This window comes from Streptomyces lydicus, assembly GCF_000717345.1.
Lineage (GTDB): Bacteria > Actinomycetota > Actinomycetes > Streptomycetales > Streptomycetaceae > Streptomyces > Streptomyces lydicus.
Genome location: NZ_JNZA01000014.1, coordinates 104919 through 127085 on the forward strand (window position 1 = coordinate 104919; position 22167 = coordinate 127085).

General features: G+C 73.7%; 20 protein-coding genes. 11 read left to right on the forward strand and 9 right to left on the reverse strand.

The window, feature by feature from the left end; translation table 11 throughout:
- Positions 1-75: 75 nt before the first annotated feature.
- From fabF to OO62_RS15600, 5 genes are all read left to right on the forward strand, one after another.
- Entirely contained in the window at positions 76-1335 is a 1260-nt protein-coding gene (gene fabF / locus OO62_RS15585) for a beta-ketoacyl-ACP synthase II (RefSeq protein WP_033267994.1), read from the forward strand.
- A 31-nt stretch (positions 1336-1366) separates the two neighbouring features.
- The gene (locus tag OO62_RS36980; protein WP_078617180.1) at positions 1367-2104 is read left to right on the forward strand and encodes a GNAT family N-acetyltransferase; all 738 of its coding nucleotides are present in this window, start codon (positions 1367-1369) and stop codon (positions 2102-2104) included.
- Positions 2101-4782: a class III lanthionine synthetase LanKC gene (gene lanKC, locus OO62_RS15595; protein ID WP_051733237.1), complete on the forward strand. Its 2682-nt coding sequence runs from the start codon at positions 2101-2103 to the stop codon at positions 4780-4782. Before OO62_RS36980 ends, lanKC begins: the two co-directional genes overlap by 4 nt.
- A gap of 9 nt (positions 4783-4791) precedes the next feature.
- Positions 4792-4869 carry a hypothetical protein gene (locus tag OO62_RS41725; protein ID WP_236680023.1) on the forward strand — a complete coding sequence of 26 codons (78 nt, stop codon included), beginning with the start codon at positions 4792-4794 and terminating at the stop codon, positions 4867-4869.
- A 558-nt stretch (positions 4870-5427) separates the two neighbouring features.
- On the forward strand, positions 5428-7272 hold the full coding sequence (locus OO62_RS15600) for an FAD/NAD(P)-binding protein (RefSeq protein WP_033267995.1): 1845 nt from the start codon (positions 5428-5430) through the stop codon (positions 7270-7272).
- Between the two features lie 43 nt (positions 7273-7315).
- Here OO62_RS15600 and OO62_RS15605 read toward each other — a convergent pair whose 3' ends face one another.
- Together OO62_RS15605 and OO62_RS15610 are read right to left on the reverse strand one after the other, a co-directional pair.
- Complete coding sequence (locus tag OO62_RS15605) at positions 7316-8032, reverse strand: response regulator (RefSeq protein WP_318533643.1); 717 nt, start codon at positions 8030-8032, stop codon at positions 7316-7318.
- A 117-nt stretch (positions 8033-8149) separates the two neighbouring features.
- Positions 8150-9346 (reverse strand): sensor histidine kinase, encoded by a 1197-nt coding sequence (locus OO62_RS15610; protein ID WP_079271432.1) that lies wholly within the window; start codon positions 9344-9346, stop codon positions 8150-8152.
- Between the two features lie 326 nt (positions 9347-9672).
- On the opposite strand from OO62_RS15610, the gene OO62_RS15615 reads away from it, so the two are divergent.
- Together OO62_RS15615 and OO62_RS15620 are read left to right on the forward strand one after the other, a co-directional pair.
- Entirely contained in the window at positions 9673-10482 is an 810-nt protein-coding gene (locus OO62_RS15615) for a 4'-phosphopantetheinyl transferase family protein (RefSeq protein WP_129322984.1), read from the forward strand.
- A gap of 244 nt (positions 10483-10726) precedes the next feature.
- Positions 10727-11278, forward strand: coding sequence for a LysM peptidoglycan-binding domain-containing protein (locus OO62_RS15620; RefSeq protein ID WP_033267998.1), 552 nt, complete (start codon positions 10727-10729; stop codon positions 11276-11278).
- A 43-nt stretch (positions 11279-11321) separates the two neighbouring features.
- Here OO62_RS15620 and OO62_RS15625 read toward each other — a convergent pair whose 3' ends face one another.
- The 5 genes from OO62_RS15625 to OO62_RS15645 form a co-directional block, all read right to left on the reverse strand.
- A complete protein-coding gene (locus OO62_RS15625) occupies positions 11322-12116 on the reverse strand; it encodes a class I SAM-dependent methyltransferase (protein ID WP_228332482.1) in 795 nt (264 codons plus the stop codon).
- Between the two features lie 37 nt (positions 12117-12153).
- Positions 12154-13389: an aminotransferase class V-fold PLP-dependent enzyme gene (locus OO62_RS15630; RefSeq protein ID WP_051733243.1), complete on the reverse strand. Its 1236-nt coding sequence runs from the start codon at positions 13387-13389 to the stop codon at positions 12154-12156.
- A 1-nt stretch (position 13390) separates the two neighbouring features.
- Complete coding sequence (locus OO62_RS15635; protein WP_033268000.1) at positions 13391-14731, reverse strand: pyridoxal-phosphate dependent enzyme; 1341 nt, start codon at positions 14729-14731, stop codon at positions 13391-13393.
- Entirely contained in the window at positions 14728-16230 is a 1503-nt protein-coding gene (locus tag OO62_RS15640) for a type III PLP-dependent enzyme domain-containing protein (protein WP_033268001.1), read from the reverse strand. Before OO62_RS15640 ends, OO62_RS15635 begins: the two co-directional genes overlap by 4 nt.
- A 154-nt stretch (positions 16231-16384) precedes the next feature.
- Positions 16385-16945 carry a GNAT family N-acetyltransferase gene (locus OO62_RS15645; protein WP_033268134.1) on the reverse strand — a complete coding sequence of 187 codons (561 nt, stop codon included), beginning with the start codon at positions 16943-16945 and terminating at the stop codon, positions 16385-16387.
- 173 nt (positions 16946-17118) lie between these two features.
- On the opposite strand from OO62_RS15645, the gene OO62_RS15650 reads away from it, so the two are divergent.
- On the forward strand, positions 17119-17490 hold the full coding sequence (locus OO62_RS15650; RefSeq protein WP_318533618.1) for a hypothetical protein: 372 nt from the start codon (positions 17119-17121) through the stop codon (positions 17488-17490).
- Positions 17491-17599: 109 nt separating this feature from the next.
- Here OO62_RS15650 and OO62_RS15655 read toward each other — a convergent pair whose 3' ends face one another.
- Both OO62_RS15655 and OO62_RS15660 read right to left on the reverse strand, forming a co-directional pair.
- Entirely contained in the window at positions 17600-18016 is a 417-nt protein-coding gene (locus OO62_RS15655; RefSeq protein WP_033268003.1) for a hypothetical protein, read from the reverse strand.
- Between the two features lie 253 nt (positions 18017-18269).
- A complete protein-coding gene (locus tag OO62_RS15660; protein ID WP_033268004.1) occupies positions 18270-18557 on the reverse strand; it encodes a hypothetical protein in 288 nt (95 codons plus the stop codon).
- Between the two features lie 83 nt (positions 18558-18640).
- Here OO62_RS15660 and OO62_RS15665 point away from each other — a divergent pair, with 83 nt between their 5' ends.
- From OO62_RS15665 to OO62_RS36985, 3 genes are all read left to right on the forward strand, one after another.
- Entirely contained in the window at positions 18641-19789 is a 1149-nt protein-coding gene (locus OO62_RS15665; RefSeq protein ID WP_033268005.1) for a site-2 protease family protein, read from the forward strand.
- A gap of 19 nt (positions 19790-19808) precedes the next feature.
- Entirely contained in the window at positions 19809-20549 is a 741-nt protein-coding gene (locus OO62_RS15670; RefSeq protein ID WP_033268006.1) for a PP2C family protein-serine/threonine phosphatase, read from the forward strand.
- A 75-nt stretch (positions 20550-20624) separates the two neighbouring features.
- A complete protein-coding gene (locus tag OO62_RS36985) occupies positions 20625-22151 on the forward strand; it encodes a protein kinase domain-containing protein (RefSeq protein ID WP_051733244.1) in 1527 nt (508 codons plus the stop codon).
- The last annotated feature ends 16 nt before the right edge of the window (positions 22152-22167 follow it).

Sequence of the window (22167 nt, forward strand, 5' to 3'; positions counted from 1 at the left end):
ACTCAGCTGTCATCTTTCTGGTCATGAGGACGCCCCGAGCGTGACAACGGGGCCGGAAATCAGGAGGTGGGTTTCATGGAGTTGCGCACGGATCGGCGGCGTGTAGTCGTCACCGGCTGCGGCGTGGTGTCCCCCGTGGGAAACACCACCGAGGACTTCTGGAACGCCCTTCTCGACGGCCGCAGCGGAATCCGCGCCGTCACCCGCTTCGACGCCTCCGGGCTTCCGGTCCGTATCGGCGGGGAGCTCACCGGATTCGACACCACCGGCTGCCTCACCCCGCAGGAGGCCCGGCGCAGCGACAACTTCACGCAGTATGCGGTGGTCGCCGCGGTCCAGGCGATGCGGGCCGCCGGCCTCGAAACGCCGGCCGGCATCGACCCGTACCGCTTCGCCTTGGTGATCGGCTCCGGTTACGGCGCCGCCATCGCCATCCAGCAGCAGTACGACGTGCTGCGGGAGCACGGGCCGCGGCGGGTCTCCCCGTACCACTCGGTGCTCACCGCCATCGACCACCCGGCGGGCCTGCTGTCCATCAAGTACGGGATCAGCGGCCCGAGTTGTGCGGTCTCGGCGGCGTGCGCCACCGGCGCGGTGGCCATCGGCGAGGCGGTCGAGATGATCCGCCACGGCCGCGCGGACCTCGCGCTGGCCGGCGGCACCGACGACTCCCTCACCGCCGTCGACCTGGCCGGCACCGCCAACGCGCAGGCCCTCTCCCGCCGCAACGACGACCCCGAAGGCGCCAGCCGGCCCTTCGACCGGGACCGCGACGGCTTCGTGATGTCCGTCGGGGCCACCGTCCTGACGCTGGAGGAGGCCGGTCACGCCGAGCGGCGCGGCGCGGAGATCCTCGCCGAGGTCGCCGGCTACGCCGCCACCACCGACGCCCACCACGCCACCGCCCCCGACCCGACCGGTGCCGGAGCCGTCCGCGCGATGCGCGGCGCCCTCGCCGACGCGGGATGCACCCCGGAGGACGTCGGCCAGGTCAGCGCGCACGGCACCGGCACGGTCCTCAACGACCGCATCGAGGCCGCGGCGCTGCGCGAGGTGCTCGGCCCCGACCAGCTGCGCCGGACGCCGATCACCGCCGTCAAGAGCATGACCGGGCACATGCTCGGTGCCTCCGGAGCCGCCGAGGCAGCCGCCGCGGTGCTCTCCCTCCGGGACCGCGTGATCCCGCCGATCCGCAACTGCGACCACCCCGAGGAAGAAGACCTCGACCTGGTCGTCAAGGGCGCCCGCGAGTGGGACGGCGACGTGGTGCTGAGCAATTCCTTCGGCTTCGGCGGCCACAACGCCGTCCTCGTACTGAAGCGCTGGACCCGCTGACCCACCCCACAGAGAAGGAGGTAAACGCACCGTGCAGGGACGACTGGTGACCTTGGAATGGCCCGGCGACGACGACTGGGCCGCGATCGCCTCCTGGCTGCGGCCCGGCTCGCCGGCGGCCGTACTCAGCGGGGACTGGGAACTGCTGGGCGCCGCCGAGGTCGAGCAGGCCAACCGCTCGGGCCGGGTGCACAACCTGGTGATCCGCGCCAAGGACGGCGAGCGCATCGGGACCGTGAGCTACCAGCGCTCCGGCCGGATCGGCGGCTACACCGTCGGCGGCGCGATCGGCTCGCCCGAGCTGTGGCGCCGCGGCTACGGCGCGGAGGCCGTCGTCCTGCTCGTCGACTACCTCTTCCACCAGCTCGACGCCCACAAGGTGCAGGTCACCACCGCCGGCTACAACAAGGGCATCATCCGGCTGATGACCAAGACCCAGTTCGTGGTCGAGGGCATCCTGCGGGACCACTGCTACCTCGACGGCGAGTACCACGACGCGATCGTGTGGGGCCTGCTGCGCGACGAGCACTACGCCTCGCTCAAGCCCAGCGACGACAACCGCGTACTGGCCGTCGGGCTCGCCGACTTCGTCCCCGAGGACGACAAGACGCAGGCCCGCGCCGTGCTCGCGGAGCACCTGGCGGCCACCGGGCGCACCGCACTCGCGCCCTACCTCGACGTGGCGGCGCCCCGCCCGGCCGCGGTGCCCGCGGACCCGTCCGACGCCGCCGGCCACGGCGCGCCCGCCCCCGCGCGAGGTGCCGCATGAGAGACGGCGCCGAGAGCTTCGCCCTGGCCGACCGCACCTTCTTCGACTGGCCGGGCAACTGGGACCTGGAAGCCACCCGCTTCCCCGCCCCGCCCCTCCCCGACGGCTGGACCCACGACGAGAACGAGGCATGGGCCTTCTGCCGCCCGCCCGAGGACCGCCTGCCCGACCAGGGCTGGAAGATCCACGTCAGCGCGGCCCCCGACGACGCCCCCCGCACCATCGCCGACGTCGCCGCCTACTGCATCCGGCACGGCCTGACGTTCAAGTACCTCAAGAGCGCCAACGTCCTGCGCGCCCTGAGCCGCAAGTACGCCCAGCGCTCCTCGGCCGGCAAGCTGCTGACCGTCTACCCCGTCGACGAGGCCGAGCTGGCCCGCACCCTCGAAGGGCTCGACGCGCTGGTCGGCGGCCGCCCCGGCCCGTACGTCCTGACCGACCTGCGCTTCCGCGAGGGGCCGCTGTACGTCCGCTACGGCGGCTTCCGCACCCACTTCACGGAAGACGCCGACGGCGAACTGGTCACGGCCTTCCACCGCCCCGACGGCACCCCGGAGCCGGACCGCCGCACCCCCGTCTTCCACACGCCCGACTGGGTCACGGTCCCCGACGTCCTGAAGGAATCGCTGGCCGCCCGGCAGGCGCTGGACGACTTCCCCTACCGGATCACCGGGGCGCTGCAGTTCTCCAACGGCGGCGGCGTCTACCGCGCCGCGCCGCTCGGCCCGGACGCCCTCGGCGCCGGCGAGACCAGCGTCGTCCTCAAGGAGGGACGGCCCTGGTCCGGGACGGACGGTGTCGGCCGCGACGCGGTCACCCGCCTCGCCCACGAGCACCGGATGCTCCAGCGGCTGGCCGGCCTCCCCGGGATCCCGCGCACCTTCGGCACCCTCCAGGTACGCGACCACCTCTTCCTGGTCCTGGAGGACATCGACGGCCAGGACTTCCAGACCTGGCTCGCCGCCCACCACCCGCTGACCGTCCCCGACCCCGACGAGCAGGCCGTCGCGCACTACAGGGACCGCGCCCTCGCCCTGTTCGGCCGCATCGAGGCGCTGGTCGCCGCGGTGCACGGCCGCGGCGTCCGGATCGGCGACCTGCACCCGGGCAACCTCATCATCAGGCCGGGTGACGAACCCGTCCTCCTCGACTTCGAGGTGGCCGACGAGCTCGACCGGGCCACTCCCAGCAGCCTGGGCGCCCCCGGCTTCCACCGCGCCGACGCGACCGGCGCGGACGGGGACCACTACGCCCTCGCCGCGATCGGCCTGTGGCTCTTCCTGCCGCTGGCCGCCCTCGGCGGGCTCGCCCCGGACAAGGCCCCCGCCCTGCTGGCCACCGCCGCCGAGCGCTACGCCCTGCCGGACGCACTGGTGGCGCGGCTGGCGCCGCAGCTGGCCCCCAACGACGACACCACGTCCGAACTCCGCTCCTTGCCGGGGACGTTCCCACCCACCGACGTCCTGGCCTCCCTGGGCCGCGGGCTGCGCGAGAGCGCCACCCCGCACCGTGCCGACCGGCTCTTCCCCGGCGACTTCGAGCAGTTCGTCGAGGGCGGCGCGGGCTTCGGACACGGCGCCGCCGGTGTCCTGTGGGCCCGGCACACCGTCCTCGGGGAGCGCGACGAGGAGGGCGCGGCCTGGCTGCGCGCCGCCGTCGACCGGGTCCCCGCCGAGCGGATCGGCTTCTACGACGGCCTGCACGGCATGGCCTACGTCTTACAGGAGCTCGGCGACGACGAGGCGGCCCAACGGGCCCTCGACCGCGCCGCGGACCGGATCCCCGTGCGCCACTGCCCCAGCCTCTACCGCGGCCTGTCGGGCGTCGGCCTGAACCTGCTGCACTTCGCCGACGTCCTGGACCGCCCGGACCTGCGTCAGCAGGCCCTCGACCTCGCCGGCCGGGTCACCGACCGGCTGGCCGCGGCCCGCACCGAACCCGTCGAGCGCAGACGCCGACGCGGTGCGCAGGACGCCGCCGGCCTGATGTACGGCTGGTCGGGCGCCGCACTCTTCCTGCTGCGCGCCCACCAGGCCACCGGCGACCCCGGGTTGCTGGACCAGGCGGTGCTCGCCGTCCACCGCGACCTCGACCGGTGTTCCCCCGGCCCGCAGGACACCCTTCAGGTGGACGAGGGCTTCCGGCTCCTGCCCTACCTGGACAACGGCAGCGCCGGGATCGCCCTGGTGGCCGCCGCGCTGCTGGACCACCGGGACGACGACCGGATCCAGCGCGCCCTGCCCGCCCTGCTGCGCGCCTGCGCCGCCGACTTCGTCATCGAGTCCGGCCTGCTGGGCGGCCGCGCGGGACTGCTCGCCACACTGGCGGCCCTCCGCGAACGGGCGGCGCTCCCACCGGAACGGACCGACCGCTACCTGCGCCGGCACCTGACCAACCTCGGCCAGCACGCCATGACGCGGAACGGGGCGGTGGTCTTCCCCTGCGACGGCCGCGCCCGGATCTCCATGGATCTGGCCGGCGGCGGCGCCGGAGTCCTGCTGGCGCTCTCCACCACCGAACGGGGCACCCCGCTGCTGCCGTTCCTCACAGACTCGCGCCCCGCGGCGGCCGTTCATCCGGCCGCACCGGGACGCGTAGGCGGCGCCCACGGCGCCGTCACCCCCACCGCCCCGTCCGGGGCAGCGGGCACTGCGCACCACGGAAGGGAGGTGTCGTAAATGACCATCATGGATCTTCAGGGTCTGGAGGTGCCGGGCGAGCGTGACGCCCAGGCTCTCGGCTCCACCGTCTCCGGCGGCTGCTGACGCAACGCCGGACGGGCCGCGCACCGGAATGCACGGCCCGCCGGCTCCAGGTGTCCCGCAACGGCACCTGGTACGTCACCACCGTTCATCCGCGACTCATCATCGGAAGGAGGTGCAGACAGATGACCATCATGGACCTTCAGGGCCTGGAGGTGCCGGGCGAGCGTGACGCCCAGGCGCTCGGCTCGACCATCAGCGGCGGCTGCTGAACCAGCTGACCCTTTGTCCACACGGTGCTTGATCACACGAGGTTTGCTCACCACGACCTTGATCACACGGTGCTCGGTCTCCACCACGCACCGTGCATACCACCGTACACACGTTCACCGATTCTCGGAAGGAGGTGTAGACAGATGACCATCATGGACCTTCAGGGCCTGGAGGTGCCGGGCGAGCGTGACGCCCAGGCGCTCGGCTCCACGATCAGCGGCGGTTGCTGACACGGCGCCCGGTGGTCCCGCACTTCGGTGCGGGCCACCGGGCCCCTGTGTTTTCTGACGTCAGTCCCCCGGCCGTCGGGCACTCTCGCACGGCCACCGGCCAACGGACGGAGGCCAGTTGAACCGGCAAGTGGGCCCGGCCCGCTCCCTGTGCGTCATCGGCTGCGGCCCGCGCGGCACCTCGATCGTCGAGCGGATCCTCGCCAACGTCCCCGCCCTGTACGGCGACCGGCCGCTGGACCTGCACCTCGTCGACCCCTACCCGCCCGGCGCCGGCCGCACCTGGCGCACCGACCAGCCCGGCCTGCTGTGGATGAACTCCGCCGCCGGGCACGTCACCCTCTACCCCGACGAGAGCGTGGACTGCGCCGGGCCGCCGCGCCCCGGGCCCACCACCGCCGATTGGCTCGACGCCCCGCTGCACGACGGGGCCTACGCCGCCCGCCGCGACCAGGGCCGCTATCTGCGCCACTTCTTCGACACCGTCACCCGCGAACGCCCCGCCACGGTCCGGCTGTACGTCCACCGGGCGCGCGCCGTCGACCTGCGCCGGGTGACCGCGGACGGCCTGCCGCCCGCGCCGGGGGAACAGCCCGGCGGCACCCCGGCGGGCCGCCAGCAGGTGGTCCTCGACTCCGGCGAGCCGCCCTTCCTGGCCGACCGGGTCGTCCTCGCCCAGGGCCACCCGGAGACCCGCGCCGACCCCGCGCCGCCCGGCCTGACCCGGATCGGCCCGGGCCCCGCCGACCCGGACGCGCTGGCCGCCGTGCCGCCCGGCGAGCCGGTCCTGGTCCGCGGACTGGGGCTGGTCTTCATCGACTGCCTGGCGCTGCTCACGGAGGGCCGCGGCGGCCGCTTCGTCCGCACCGCCCCCGGCGGGCCGCTGCGCTACCTGCCCTCCGGGCGCGAGCCCCGGCTGTACGCGGGCTCCCGCCGCGGGGTCCCGCTGCCGCCCAAACCGGCGCGCGGCGCCCCGGACGCCCCGGCCGCGCCCCCCGCCGCCCCGCGCTTCGCCACCCTCGACGCCTGCCGTGCCCGGCTCGCCCGGCCCGCCGCCGCCTTCGGCCGCGACGTCTGGCCGCTGGTGCTCGCCGACCTGGGGTGGTGCCACTACCGCGCGCTCTTCGCCGAGCAGCCCGCCCGTACCCGGATGAGCCGGCAGGACTTCGAGGACCAGTACGCGCTGCTGCACACCGACCCCGAGCGGCTGGCCAAGCTCGCCCGCGAGGCGGTGCCCGACCCCGCCGACCGTCTCGACCTGGACCGGCTGGCGGACCCGCTCGCCGGGCTGCGGTTCGACCGGGCCGACGACCTCCAGCGGCAGGTGCGCGGCCATCTCGCCGAGGTCCTGCGCCGCCGTACCGGACCCGCGCGCGGGGTCGCGACCGCCCTGGTCGACGGCCTGCAGCGGGCCGGCGCGGTCATCGAGGAGCTGTGGCGGGCCGGCGACCTGGCGGCCGATCAGGTCAGTGAGGCGCTGGGCCTCTTCGCGATCGGCACCCACCTCAGCTCGGGTCCGCCGCCGCTGCGCGCCGAGCAGCTGCTCGCGCTGGCCGAGGCGGGCGTGGTGACGTTCGTGGGGCCCGGGATGCGGGTGGAGACCGCGACGGCCGGCCGGCGCACGGTGTACCGGGCGACCAGCCCGGCCCTGCCCGGCGTCGCCCACGAGGCGGCCGTCCTGCTCGACGCCCGGCTGGCGGCGCCCGCGCCCGAGCGGGCCGCCGATCCGCTGCTGCGCGCCCTGCTGACCCGCGGCGAGCTGGCGGTCGAGCGCACCGCGGACGGCGCCGCGAGCGGGATGCTGCGGCTGTCCGGCGCGGGGCTGCACCCGATCGGCGCGGACGGCACCGAGCAGCGCGACCGGATCGTCGCCGGGCCGGCCCAGTTCCCCCGCCCGGGAACCAACGCCGTCTACTTCCGGCAGAACGACGCGATCGCCCGCCGCCTGCTCGGCGACGACTGAGCGCCCGCCCGGCGCCGGGGCCGCACGCCCCGGGCCGGGCCGGTCACCCGCGCGGCGCGATCCCGTACTGCTGCGCCAGGATCGCCGCCTGCACCCGGCTGCGCAGGTGCAGCTTCGACAGGATCCGGCTGATGTGGGTCTTCACGGTGCCCTCGGCGAGGCTGAGGGTCTCTGCGATGGCGCTGTTGGGCAGCCCGCGCGCGATGCACGCGAGCACCTCCAGCTCCCGCTTGGTGAGGGAGTCCAGGGCCTGCGTGGTGTCGTCCGGCAGCCCGGCCCCCGCCGGCAGTGCGGGTCCGGCCGCCGGTAAGCGGCCGCTGAACTCGGTGATCAGCCGCCGGGCGATGGACGGGGTGAGGAACCCGTCGCCGTGCGCCACCTCCCGTACGGCGCTGACCAGCACCGCCGGCTCGGCGTTCTTCAGGATGAAGCCGCCGGCCCCGGCCCGCAGCGCCCCGAAGATGTACTCGTTCAGGTCGAAGGTGGTCAGCACCAGCACCTCGGCGAGTCCGCGCTCGACGATCCTGCGGGTGGCGGCGACGCCGTTGAGCAGCGGCATCTGTACGTCCATCAGCACCACGTCGGGCCGCAGCTCGGCAGCCATCCGCACCGCCGCCTCCCCGTCCCCGGCCTCGCCGACGACGGTGATGCCCGGGTCGGTCTGCAGCACCAGCACCAGCCCGGACCGCACGGCGGCCTGGTCGTCGGCCACCAGCACCCGTATGCCGGGCGGCCGCCGGTCCGTCCTCTCCCTCGGCACGTCCGCCGTCGCGTCCTGCACGCTGTCCTCCACCGGCTGCCTCACTGGCTGTTCCACCTCTCGTTCTCACCGCCCCCGTCCCGGACCCGGGGCCGTGTCGCCCCGGGAGTCGTCCCCCTATGCGTTCTGGGTCAGCGGGAGCACCGCCCGTACCCGCCAGCGCCCGGGGGCGGTGCGGTCGGGTCCCGCGTCGAAGATGCCGCCGACCAGCGTGGCCCGCTCGGACATCCCGGCGAGTCCGGCGCCGGCACCGGTGGTCAGCTGGGCCACCGGCCGCTGCCGGGCCCGGCCGTCGGGGCGGGCCAGCGGGCTGTCGACCGAGATGGTCAGCTGCTCGGCGCCGGCCTCGCAGCGGATCCGCACCCGGCCCGCGGAGGCGTGCTTGAGGACGTTGGTCAGCGCCTCCTGCACGATGCGGTACGCGGTCACCTCGATCACCGACGACACCTCGGGGAAGCTCTCGGGGAAGTCGGTGTGCAGGGTCAGCGCGGCGGCGTCGGCGGCCGGCCGGGCCTGTTCGACCAGCGCGCCCAGCGCGTTGAGCTGCGGCCGGTCCCAGTCGTCGTCCACCCCCCGGTCGGAGCGCAGCAGCACCACCATCCGGCGCATTTCGGCCAGCCCCTGCACGCTGTTCTCGCGGATCACCGCCAGCGCCCGCAGCACCGGGTCCTCCTCGCCGCCGTCGTCCCGGCCGCCCTCCTGCTCCCGCTTGGCCTCGCTCAGCGACAGCACGGCGCTGGAGTGGATGGCGATGGCGCTGAGGTGGTTGGCCACCAGGTCGTGCAACTCCCGTGCCATCCGGGTGCGTTCGGTCTGCAGCACGGTCTTGCGGTCCAGCTCCGCCAGCCGGTTGATCTGCACCGCGCGCTCCCGCTCGGCGTCCGCCCGCTCCTTGTGGTTCCGTATCAACACCCCGGTCCATACGGGGGAGATGAGCAGCAGGGCGACGATGACGCCGGTCGTCACCCCCTCCGAGCGGTTGCCGAGGGCGATCAGGGCGATGGTGGTGGCGAGCGTGACGGCGACGGTCCCGAACTGAAGCAGCCGGCACAGCCAGGAGGCCCCGTACAGGGCGGCCGCGTACAGCAGGTCGGTGTAGATCAGCACGGGGCCCAGGCCGCCGCTCGACGTCATCTCCACGAGCACGGTCACGGTGCCGACGGCGACCGCCAGCGGCGGCAGCGTGCTGCGGAAAGCGGTCGCGGCACACAGCACGAGCACCGGCAGGACCGCCTGCCAGGCGGTGATGTCGCCCCCCATGACCCGGGGGCCGCCCACCACGTACAGAATCAGACAGCCGGCGAAGAATCCCACGGCCAATCTGAGGTCGCGGAGCGGTATGGGGCGGCGGCGCGCGTGCGTACTTGTGAAAAGACGTAACCACACACGAGGACAGTACTGGGGCGTGTTGCCCGTTCTCTTGGCCCTGGCGCCCGAATTTGGGTCGGTCTCCCGTACATCGAAGTATGTAGCCGTACATCAGCAGGAGGGATGACTCGAAGGATCCGGAGGATCTGCAAACCTTGGGCTGTCTGTATCGATCGATGTAGGCGAAAAAGGGGGAGACAGCACCTGTATGACGGCCTGTCACTCACCCAGTGCGGCCTCGGCACCGCTCAACTGTGGAGGACGGAAAGTACGTGGAAACGAACGCCGCTCTTCTCGAACTCTGTCCGGAACCCCTTGACCAGGACGTTCCTGACCCTCGGCACCACCTCGTCCGGACCCCTCCGGCACCGCTCGCACCCGCACCCTCGACCGCTCACCCGCACCGGCACGACCACCCGGACGCGGCGGCCGTCCCCGTACCGATCTTCGTCGTCCCCATCGCCTCCCCCACCGCGCCGTCCGCGGTATCCGCAGTGTCCTCCGCGCTCGACGGCTCCACCAGTCTGCTGTCCCCGGACAACTGCCTGGGCCTGAACGGCCACTCCAGAGCGACCCTCGACGGTGCGTCCCGCAACTGGCTGCTGGCCAGGCTCCCCGACCGGGTCGCCACCGCGATGGCCGCCGCCACCCACTGGGAGCTCTACGGCACCCGTGGCCTGCTGGTGGTGGCGTGCGGTGAGGACGCCCGCCGGATGGGCTTCTCGGTGGAGTCCGTGCGCCGCGAGACCGCCGCGCCGTCCACCCCGTACGAGGTGCTGACCGCCCGGGAGGCGCAGCTCGCGGCCACTTGCCCGGCCGCCGAGCGGGAACGTCTCATCACCCGTTTCTGGGTCCGCAAGGATGCCGCCATGCAGGCCGTCGGCCGCGGTCTGTCCATCGCTCCGGAGCGTATCGAGGCCGGCTTTTCCACCGACCGCGGCACGGTCAGCGTGCCGGGCCCGTATGGTCTGGAAGTCCCCGTTTCGGTAAGGAACTTCGCCTTCGCCGCCTCTTACGAGTTCGCCGTGGCGACCGCGGAACCCCTTCCGATCGCCCCTTCCTTCGCCTATTCGGTCACGTAATTGCCCGTTTCCCGCGCAGGCGGGCACGGCCTCGGCGAATTCCCTGCCCCTGGCCTGAATTCACGCCTTGACATCGGCGGCCGCGGGCGCCGGCACAGGTAATGGCCCAGCCGGGTGAAACGCGCGCATGTCGTGCTTCGCCGGTTGGGCGAAAACCATATTGCCGGGTTAGTTGGTGCGTGCCCACCGGTCGTGGCGAGCACGCGGTCACGGCGTTGCCGGAGCACAGCGGAGGAATCCCGTGATGCCGTCGCCCCTCGCCAAGCGTTCCGTCGTGACGATGCTGTCCGTGCTGCTGGCCGTGCTGAGCGTCCTCGGCCTCGCCGCCCCCGCCGTGGCGGCCGGCGCTCCCCTCGGCTCCCCGGTACCCGACTGGGAGCGCATCGCCGCCTGCGAGAGCAACGGCCGCTGGCACATCAACTCCGGCAACGGCTACCACGGCGGCCTGCAGATCGACCCCACCACCTGGCGCGCGTACGGCGGCGGCCGGTACGCCCCGCGCGCCGACCTCGCCACCCGCGACGAGCAGATCACCGTCGCCCGGCGCATCGTGCGCGACCGCGGCATGTCCGCCTGGCCCAACTGCTCCTACACCACCGGTACCCGCGCGGTCCCGCGGCACGCCCCGGCCGCCGCCCACACCTATGTCGTCCGCCCCGGCGACTGCCTCTCCGCCATCGCCGAACGCACCCACACCCCCGGCGGCACCAAGGCCCTCTACCACCTCAACAAACACCATCTCCCCGACGGCGCCGACCACATCTACCCGGGCCAGCGGCTGCGCCTTCGGACCTGAGCCCGGGCCGGGCCCGGCCGGACGCGCCGGAGGCGGTGGGCGGTCAGCGCACCGCGACCACCACATGGCTGTTGCCGAACTGCCAGACCGGGCCGGCGTGGCGGAAGCCGGCCTCGCGCAGGAGCGTGAGGTGGGCGGAGAGGGTGAGGTGTTCGCCCTCGCTGGCGGGCAGCGGGCGGCTGCGGCGTTCGGCGAGCAGGGCGGCGAGTTCGGGGTCGGTGTGCGCGGCGGCCCACCAGGAGTCCCAGTCCTCGTGCCCGCGGACGCGCTGGCGTTCGGCCCGGCGGCGGCCGACGGCCCGGGCGATCTCGCACAGCCGTCCGGTGTCCTGCCGGAGGTGGTCGCCGTTGACCAGGACGCCGCCGGGGCGCAGGCGGTCGGCCAGGTCGCGGTAGACCCGGCGCAGCGCGGCCTCGCCGAGGTAGTGCAGGGCGGTGGTGGAGACCGCGGCGTCCAGGGGGCGGTCCAGGGCCAGGGCGCCGAGCCAGCCGGGGCGGCCGATCAGGGCCTCGACGAAGCGGACCGCCGGCCCGTAGTACGAGCGGCCCAGCCCGAGCAGGAGGGGGTCGGCGTCGACGGCCACGATCTCGCCGTGCGGGAGCCGGGCCGCCAGCCGGGCCGCCAGGGCCCCCGGGCCGCAGCCGAGGTCGACGACCAGCGGTCCGGCGCGGCCGGCGGTGGCGTCCTCGACGACGTCGGTGATCACCGTGAGCCGCTCCTCGCGGTCGACCGCGTACCGCTGCTGCTGGTCCTCCCAGCGCCGCACCCAGCGTGCCGCCGTCGCGACACTGACGCTGCTGTCGCTCCGCACCTCTGCCGTACCGCTCGACCCCGACACCACGCGCCACCCATGCTTGCACCGATGATTGTGAAAATCATTGCAGACTGGTGAGCGTGGAGACCAGCGCGTCGATCTCTTCGGGAGTGTTGTGGACGTGCAGACTCACCCGCACGGAGCCGTCCTGCGGGCCGTCCTGCGCGCCGGCCTGGCAGTGGTGGTCGGAGCGGACCATGAAGCCGGCGCTGTAGAGGATGAAGCCGAGGTCGGTGGAGCTGATGCCGCGGTGCCGGAAGGTGACGATGCTGCGGCGGCGCTGGACCCGCGAGGCGGCGGACAGGCTCTCCCGGCAGCCGAGGATCTCGTACGCGTCGAGCCGGCCGAGGCCGTCGGTCAGCCGGGCGGCCAGCGCCGCCGTCCAGCGCTCGATCCGGTCCGTGCCCGCCGCGTCCAGCCAGTCGAGCGCCGCCGCCAGACCGGCGATCCCGGCGGTGTTGGGGGTGCCCTGCCAGCCGCCGGGGCGGAAGCGGGGGCCGCGCAGGCCGCGGGCCCAGACGACGCCGGTGCCCGGCAGGGCGAGCGCCTTGTGCCCGGAGAACACCACGAAGTCCACGTCCAGTTCGGCGGTGGAGACCGGGAGGTGGCCGATGCTCTGGGCGGCGTCGAGGCAGATCGGTACGGCGGGCCCGGCCACCTCGCGGATGCGGTGGACGTTCATGTCGGCGCCGTAGACGTGGTGCACGTGCGTGACGGCGACGAAGCGGGTGCGCGGGGTGAGCTGCGCCGCCAGCGCCGCCGGGTCGTAGTCGCCGGAGCCCTCCTGGCAGGGGAGGGCGCGGACCCGGACGCGGATGCCGCGCCGCGCCAGCAGGTCCCGGGCCTCCAGCCACGGCGCCAGGTTCGCCTCGTGGTCGGCGAAGGGGACGACGATCTCGTCGCCGTCGGTCAGGAAGGTGGCCAGCCAGTCCCGGGCGACGGTGCGCAGTCCCTCGGTGGTGCCGCTGGTGAAGTGGACGGTCGAGCGCTCGGGACGCGGGTCGTGCAGGAAGGACTTGACGCGGTCGCGGACCGCCTCCACCAGGGCCGTCGTGGCGTTGGCCCAGGGGTAGGTGCCGCGGCCCGCGTTGGCGTTGGAGGTGGTGAGGTAGGAGAGCACGGCGTCCAGGACGGCCTGCGGCTTCTGCGAGGTGGCCGCGCTGTCCAGATAGGCGAGGCCGGGGTGGGCCGTGATGATCGGGAACTGGGCGCGCAGCGGACGCTGCCACGCCCGCAGCTCCGCCAGGTCGTCGTCCGGCGCCTGCCGCCGGGGCGGTTCCTCCACGGGACGGCCCATGTCAGTCCCGCACCAGGGGAGCGCCCGCGTCGCGCCAGGCGATGATGCCGCCGGCCAGGCTGCGGACGTCGGGGTGGCCCATCCGCGTCAGCAGCGCCGCGTACCGTACGGACTTCTCGCCGACCGGACAGGCCAGCAGGACCGGCTGCCGCTTGCTGAACGGCAGCCCGCCGCGCAGGAGTTCGTCGAAGAGCTCGTCCACGATGTTGACCGAGCCGTCGATGTGCAGCGCGGCGTAGGCGAAGGGGCCGCGGAGGTCGACCACCAGCGGGCGTTCGGCGGCGATCCACTTCCGGGCGTCGGTGGTGTCGATGACGGTCGTCGCCCGTATCTCGGCGTCGGTGAGGGTGGCCACCGAGTTCCGCGCGGGCGGCCGGCCGAGCAGCTCCGGCCGGCGTTCGCGGATGTAGCTGAGGTAGCTCTCGACGCGGTCGCAGACGATGAAGACGGCGGTCCGCCGGCGGCCGTCCGCGCCCGCCTCCGCGGCCAGTCCGTCGTCCAGCGGCCGCAGATGGCGCACCGCGCCGTGGTACGCGGCGCCGCCCGTGGGCCCGGCGAGCAGACCGCAGCGGCGGATCAGCGTCAGCATCCCGTCCAGGGCGTCGTCGGCGCCGACCGCCTCGATCGTGTCGTAGGTGGCGGGGTCGAAGAGGCCGACCTCGTGCACCTCGTCGAGGGTGCGGATCCCCGGGATGAAGTCGGACTTCTCGCCGACCAGCCCGACGACCCGGACCGCGGGATCGTGCGCCCGCAGCGCCCTGGCCACGCCGGTGGACGAGCCGGCGGTGCCGACACAGGCGAGGAACCAGTCGGGGGCCCGGCCGTCCAGGTCGGCGATGATCTCCGGGCCGGTGCCGGCCGCGTGCGCCGCGGTGTTCAGGTCGTTGAAGTACTGGTCGGTGTGCAGGCTCGGCTGGCCGGGCCGGGCCAGTTCCTGGTGGAAGAGGGTGAGCGGGTCCTCGGTGTCGGTCGGGTCGAGGCACTCGCTCCGGCCGGGCAGCTCCTCGATCTCCGCGCCCAGCAGCAGGAGCAGTTCCTTGACCTCCGGCACCCGCATCCGGTTGGTGACGCTCTTGAACGACAGCCCGTGCATCCCCGCGATGACGGCCAGCGCCTTGGCGGTGTTCCCGCTGGACAGCTCGACGATCGTCGCGCCGCGGCGCACCGCGTCGGGCAGGCCGGGCCGGGCCATGCTCCAGGCCGCCCGGTCCTTGACCGAGCCGAAGGGGTTGAGCATCTCCAGCTTCGCGTAGAGGTCGATGTGGCGCAGGCCGTGCACGGCCGGGTCGATGCGCACGAGCGGGGTGTCGCCGATGGCGTCGGTGATGCTGTCGTACCTCATGCCGTGAGTCCCCCAGAAGGTGTGAGCGGCCAGTACTGCTCGTCGAGGCACCAGCGCCAGGAGCCGTCCTCCTCCCAGGCGGCGACCTTGTGCGCGACGGGCTGCGCCTGCGCGCGGGTGGCGCTGAAATCCATGCAGTAGCCGGCGGTGTTGGCGAACGCGAGCAGGTCGCCGGGGCGCGGCGGGCGGGGCAGGAAGACCGCCCTGCGGGTGATCAGATCGGACTCCAGGCACAGGCTGCCGGTGAGGTACACGCCGTGCGCCGCCGGCCCGGCGCCGTCGCTCCCGGCGCCGTCGGCGGCCGGCTCGGGTCCGTCGTGCGGTACGAGCACCGGGTCCATCAGGACGCCGTGCTCCTCCAGGCTGACGTCGTTCGCCGTCATGGCCAGCCGTACGAGCCGGTCGCCGGCGGCCGTGGTGCGCACCTCCAGCACCCGCGCCAGGGACAGCCCGCACTGGTCCACCAGGGCCCGGCCCGGCTCGCTGTACAGGTCGTAGAGGTTCTCCAGCAGCAGGGTGCCCAGCGGGCGGCCGCCCAGCGACGCCGCCGGGCGGGCGAGCAGCGCGTCGAGGTAGGCGGGGCCGGCGAGCGGGCGGTGGGCCGGGTAGAGGCCGAGGGCGCCGCGCAGGGTGCCGCCCTCCGCCCGCAGGCCGTAGCCGTGTCCGCCCCAGGTCAGCGGGGGGCGGCTGCCCAGCACGGCGTGGGTGAGCGCGGTGGTCCAGCGGTCCCAGGCGGCGCCGTCCGCGAGGTAGTTCACGCCGAAGCCGCCCCCGATGTCGATGGCCCGCGGCTGGCAGCCGCGGCGGCGCAGCGCGTCCATGGCGTGCAGCGCGCCCTCCAGGGCGAGCGCCTTCTCGTCGAGGCTGGTGGTGTCGAGGTGGTGGCCCACGCCGACCGGTTCGACGGCGTCCCGGTGGCGTTCGACGGCGTCCAGCAGGCCGTCCAGCTGCGTCACGGAGGTGCCGAACCGGCTCTGCCGGGAGCGCACCCGGATCCCGGACGCCGCCGCCTCGAACCCCGATAACCGCAGCAGGACGCGCACCGGCGGGAGGCCGTGGCGGCGTACCAGCGCCGCCAGCCCGGTCAGTTCGCCCTCCCCGTCGACGCTGACCGTGACGCCGGTGCGGGCGGCGAGCCACCGGAACTGCGGGTCCTTGGGGCCGGTCGCCACGATCCGGTCCGGGGTGAAGCCGGCACCCAGCGCGTGCTGGAGCTCGCCCAGCGAGGCGACGTCGATGCCGGCGTCCGTGGCGGCGAGCCGGCGCACCAGGGCACGGGAGCGGTTCGCCTTGTGCGCGAAGAAGACCTGCCCGGCGAGGCTGTGCCGGCCGTGGACGGCGCGGAAGCGGTCGACGTTCGCGGCGATCCGGTCGGGCAGGACGACGTTGAGCGGTGAGCCGAGCGCGTCGACCAGGGTGTGCAGGAAGGCCGGTGCGCGCAGTACGGTCGCCAGCGGTGGTTCCAGGTGCGGTTCCAGATGAAGAGGGGCACCGTTCATCCCGGACGTTCCCTCCCCTGCGAGGCATGAGAATGGCGGGCCGCGGTTCCTCTTCGGCGGCCCGGTGGCCCGTCCGGTGGATCAGGGTCGAACGGGCACAGAGACCCTTTCCATTCGTGCGCCGTTTACCCCCGCAGCGGAAAGGGGGTTCCGGTCAGCCGGCCGCCCGCAGGTCGAGCGCCATCAGGATCTCGTCCCGGTCGTCGCCCGGCGCGAGCCGCAGCGCACCGGGCCACCGGCCGACCTCCGCCCAGCCCAGCCGCCGGTAGAAGTCCTCCAGCCCCAGCCCGGCCCGGACCCCGATGTGCAGTTGCTCCAGGCCCATGTCCGTCGCCGTGTCCCGGGCCCGCCGCAGCAGCGTGCTGCCGATTCCGCGGCCGCGGAAGCCGGGGTGCGTCTGCACGTGGTTGAGCACGCCCCAGTGCCGGATCAGCGGGTGCAGTTCCCTGCGGACGACCAACCAGCCCGCGAGCGTGCCGTCGACGGTGGCCAGCAGCAGCCGGCCGCGGTCCGGGTCGAGCCCGGCGGCGAGTTCGTCGGCGGCCGGCGCGACCTGTTCGGCGCTGACCGGCGGCACGGGGAAGGCGAGCGGGACGACCGCCCCGCCGGAGTTGGCCACCGCCGTCCAGCACGCGATGAGTTCCGCGCGCCACCGCGCGGTCAGCTCCCGCGGCCGGGCGATCTGCACGAACCCGGCCACCGCGTCGTCGTCCATGCCGGCAGCCTGCCAGAGCGCCGCGTGACGGAGGGCCGTCACGGTGAATCCAGTGGTCGGACAGGGTGAATACAAAGGACGGGCCGTTGCTCAGGCTTGGTGGATGCCGTGACGCCCGGTAGCAAGACCGCGGGTTACCAAACCGCGAGGTGCAGGAGCACACAGTGAAGAACATGGCACGTGTCAATTTCGTGATCGCAGGAGCATGTGGCCTGCTCCTGGCTGCGGGTGGGGCATCTCCCGCCCTGGCGTACGGGTTCGACGGGGGGTACGGCGGCGACGGCGTATATGCCAGCGACACCCTCGCCAGTTTCCACACCGTGCTCCGCTGTGGTCCCCGGGCGAGGATCTGCGTCAACGGTCCGCTCAACAGCGGTAACGTCAGGAACGCGCAGAACGTCCACATGTCGGGCAACAACAGCGACAGCGGCAGCCCGACGATCGACAACGGCAACACCAACGTCGACAGCGGCGGCACGACCGGTGCGGAGAACAAGACCGGTAACGACATCCAGCACAACGGACCCGGTTCGACGCGTCTGTGACCTGACGCGCCACTGAAGCGGCCCCGTTCCCCGGTACCGACCGGGGAACGGGGCCGCTTCGTGTGGTCCGCGCCGGCCGCGAGGAAGCGGCCGGCGCGGGGCGTGCCTGTCAGAAGCCGAGGATCTTGAAGACCCGCTGGATGTTGTTGCTGCTGCCGACCGACGAACCCGATGCCGAGTTGGCGCTGTTCGTGGAGCCGTTGGTGCTGGAGAGGTTGCCGCTGTTGTTGGGGTTGCCGTGGTTGATGAAGTTGCCGCTGTTGAGGCTGTTGCCGCTGCGCACGGGGCCGTTGATGCAGGGGTGCGGCGACGGCGACTTGTACACCGGCGACTTGTAATGGAAGTCGGCGAGGCGGTTGTTGCAGATCACGCCGGAGACCATGCCCGTGATGTCACCGACGTCCGCGCCCACCGCGGCCTGCAGCAGCGACTCTCCCGGAACCGTCACGGCCGCGGCGGCCCCGCTGCCGAACAGCACCAGCCCGCACGCCCCGATCACACTTCCTGCCTGCGCAATTCTTCTCACGATGCTCCTCGCCTGTTCATCGTTCCGATGCCAGACGTATCGTGCTGCCGTTGTCCACCCGCATCGTCGTTCAACCCGCAGGGAGTAAAACGCTCGTCGGCCAGAATCAGCCGGGTGGCCCAACAACCCACCGGCCCCGTCGCCGTTGGCGGCGCAGCGCCGCGGCCGGGCTGAAGATCACCACGCGTCCGCCGCCCGGTGCCGGGCAGCCGCCTGCCGGGTCCCGCACCCCCCCTTCATGCCCTTCATGACCTCATAGCACGAGCCGCTCCGGCATCGGCTGCTCCACACCGTCCAGCTCCAGCGTGCAGCGGGGCATGGACGGCACCAGGTGGGGCTGGCGCAGCAGGACGCGGAAGGGGTGTGCGGGCTGGTCGGGGAGCTCGCCCGTCAGGACGTTCATCCCCGGGCCGTGCTCCTTCTGATAGGCGACGACCTTGCCATTGACCAGCAGCTCGATCTCACCGTCCCGGCCGGGGCCGACGTTCACGGTGATCGAGTGGCCGCCCTGGTCCAGGTGGAAGTGATGGCTGTGCCCCATGACGCACCTCCGGGAGTCCAGCAGTCCTGCCAACAGGTCCAGCGTAGATTCCACGAGCGACAATTGGTGTGGATGGCGATGAGATGAACGGATCGGTACAGATCGGCCAGGTCGTCGGGGTGCCGCTGCGCATGCACTGGAGCGTGCCGCTCCTGGTGGGCCTGTTCGCGTTCGGACTCGGCCGGCAGGCCCTGCCCGCGTGGATGCCGGGCCGCCCGTCGGCCGTGTACGCCCTCGGCGGCGTCGTCGGCGCCGTCCTGCTCACCGGCAGCCTGCTGCTGCACGAGGCGGCCCACGCGGCGACCGCCCGCCGCCGGAAGATCTCGGTCGAGGACGTCACGCTGTGGGCGCTGGGCGGGATGACGCGGATGGGCCGCCCGCAGTCCGCCGCCGCGGCCTTCGCGGTGGCCGTCAGTGGCCCGCTCACCAGCCTGGTCCTCGGCGGCGCGGCGCTCGGCGCGGGCATCGGGCTGCAGCGCCTGGCCGGCTGGGCGGAGCTCCCCGCGGTGATCCTGCTCTGGCTCGGCTGGGCCAATCTCTTCCTGGGCGTCTTCAACCTGCTGCCCGCGGTGCCGCTCGACGGCGGACGGGTGGTGCAGGCGGTGCTGTGGTGGCGCACCAAGGACCGCGACCGCGCCGACCTGGCGGCCTCCCGCGGCGGGCAGATCATGGGCGTCCTGCTCGTGGCGGCCGGCTGGATCTCCGTACTGCGCGGGGCGCCGGGCGGGCTGTGGATCGTCTTCGTCGGCCTGTTCATCATGGTCGTCGCCGGGGCGGAGCGGCGCCGTGCCGCGCTGCACACGTCGCTGCGCGGCGTACGGGTCGCCGACGCCATGTCCAGCCCCGTCGTCACCGGCGCCGACTGGCTGACCGTGCGGCGCTTCATCGACGAGGTGGCGGTGCCCGCCCACCACTCCGCCCTGCCGCTGCTCGACTTCGAGGGCCGCCCCAGCGGCCTCGTGCAACTCCAGCGGCTCGCCTCCGTGCCGCCCCCGAGCCGGGAGACGGCCCGGGTGCGAGAGGTGGCGACCCCGCTGTCCCAGTGCGCCGTCGCCGCGCCGGACGACCTGCTGAGCGACGCCGTCGACCGCTTCACCCTGCGTACCGGGCCCCGGCTGCTGGTCCTGGACGCGGGCCGGCTGGTCGGCATCGTCACGGGCAAGGACGTGACCCGGCTGATGCAGCGGCGCACCCTGAGCGCCCGGGAGAACGGCGACCGGGCGGACGACTGAGAGAGAGGCGGAACCCGCCATGCCGTACGTCACCGTGACCGCCCTCAGCCACCCCGGCCTGATCCGGGACCACAACGAGGACAGCCTGGTGGCCGGCCCGTGGACGCTGTGCGCGACCGTGACCGAGAATCCGCAGACGCTGGTGTTCCCGCGCGGCCACCCGCTCGTCGTCGCGGTCGCCGACGGCATCGGCGGCCAGCCGGGCGGTGAGGTGGCCAGCGCGCTGACCGTACGGCAGCTGGCGGCGGTCGGCCCGGCGCTGGACGGCGCGCAGGCCGTCCAGGACGCCCTGAAGCTCTGCAACCAGGCGGTGTACGCGGCCGCCGACCGCGACCCGGAACTGCTCACCATGGGGACGACGGTGGCCGGCGCGGTCGTCCTGGAGGAGTCGCTGCTGGTCTTCAACGTCGGCGACAGCCGGGTCCTGGGCGTCACCGAGGACGGCCTGCGGCAGGTCAGCGTCGACGACAGCCCGCCCCTCCAGCCCGGCCGCCGCACCACCTCCCTGGTCACCCAGGCGCTCGGCGGCGCACCCGGCTTCAGCCCGATCACCCCGCACGTCAGCACGGCCCCGCTCACGCCCGGTGACCGCTACCTCATCTGCACCGACGGCCTGACCGACCCGGTGCCGCAGGACGAGCTGGACGAGTTGCTGCGCGCCCACGAGGACGGCCGGGCCGCCTTCGAGCTGTGGCGGGCCGCCATCGAGGCGGGCGGGCCGGACAACATCACGCTGGCGCTGGTCGGCGTCGGGGACTGAGCGGTCCCGGGCAACCGGCGCGCGCTCCAGGCCGTCTTCCGGCGTGTTGGCGTCAGACGGTCCGTGGAGGAACCGGTGGAGCACAGAATCCTGGGCGAACGGTACGAGCTGGTCGAGCAGCTCGGGCAGGGCGGGATGGGCACGGTCCACCGTGCCGTCGACCGCCGGCTGCGCCGCACCGTCGCGGTCAAGACGCTCTCCGCCGAGCTGGCGCTGCAGCCCGAGTTCCTCGCCCGTTTCCAGCGTGAGGCGCACGCCGCGGCGGCGCTCAACCACCCCGGGGTGGCCACCGTCCACGACGTGGGGGAGGACGCCGGCGGCGGCAGCGCCGAGCCCTACCTGGTGATGGAGTACGTGCCGGGCCGGACCCTCAGCCAGGTCCTGGCCGACGGCCTGCTGCCGGTGCCGCAGGCGGTCGACATCGCCGGCCAGGTGCTGGAGGCGCTGGAGCACAGCCACCGGCACGCCATCGTGCACCGGGACATCAAGCCGGCGAACGTGATGCTCACCGCCACCGGCCGGGTCAAGGTCGTCGACTTCGGCATCGCCAAGGCCCTCAGCGAGGTGGCCACCCGGCTGACCGGGACCGGCGTGGCGGTCGGCACCCCCGCCTATCTGGCGCCGGAGCAGATCAACGGGGCCGAGACCGACCACCGCACGGACCTGTACGCGGTGGGCTGCCTGCTCCACGAGCTGCTGACCGGGCGGCCCCCGTACACCGGGGACTCGCCGTTCTCCGTCATGCACCAGCACCTGGCCGCGGTACCGCCGCCGGCGTCCGCGCTGCGGCCGGGGCTGCCGCCGGCCGTCGACGAGGTGATCCGCCGGGCGCTGCTCAAGAACCGGGCGGACCGGTTCGCGGACGCGTCGGCGATGAAGGCGGCGCTCGACGCGGCGGCCGAGGCTCCGGCCGCCCCCGTACGGACGCCCACCGCGCTCGATCCCCGGGCCGGCGCGGCCGCCGCCGGGGTGCCGGAGCCGTCCCCCGCGCCGCCCCGCAGCGAGCCGGCGGCGCGGGCCGTGCGCCGGTGGCCGGCGCGGGTGGTGTTCCGGCCGACGGCCGAGGGGGCGGTCGCGCTGCTCGGTTGCGTCCTGGCGCTGGTGATCTCCCGCAGCGAGGTGATCGAGGTCGGCCGGTTCTCGCACGTCGCGCTGGGTGCCGCGGTGGCGGGAGCGGTGCTGCTGCTGTGGTCGGCGCGGCTGGCGTGCGCGGTGGTGTGGGGCCCGGTGGCGGAGGCGGTGGCCGTGTGGTCCGAGCTCTCCCGCGGCTACCTCGGCTGGGACACCCGCTATGTCGTCATCGCCCTGCTGCTGGGCGCCGTGGCCGCCCTCTGCTTCGCCGCCGGGTACCGGGACGAGCACAGCGGCGGCTTCGCCCTCGTCGCGTTCTGGTTCACCGGTCTGACCTCGGTCTGGTTCTTCCTCGACGACCTGAACAAGATAGGCGTCTTCTACGTCCTGCTGCTGGGGGTCACGCTCGCCGTCGGCGCCCAGGTCCTGAAGGCACGCACCCGGCCGCCGCGGGCCGCCGCCGCGCCGCGCGGCACGGCGGACGCCGCGCCCGCGGCCGCCGCCCGGCCCGGTGCCGCGGCCCGCGGCTGATCCGCGGGCCGCACCC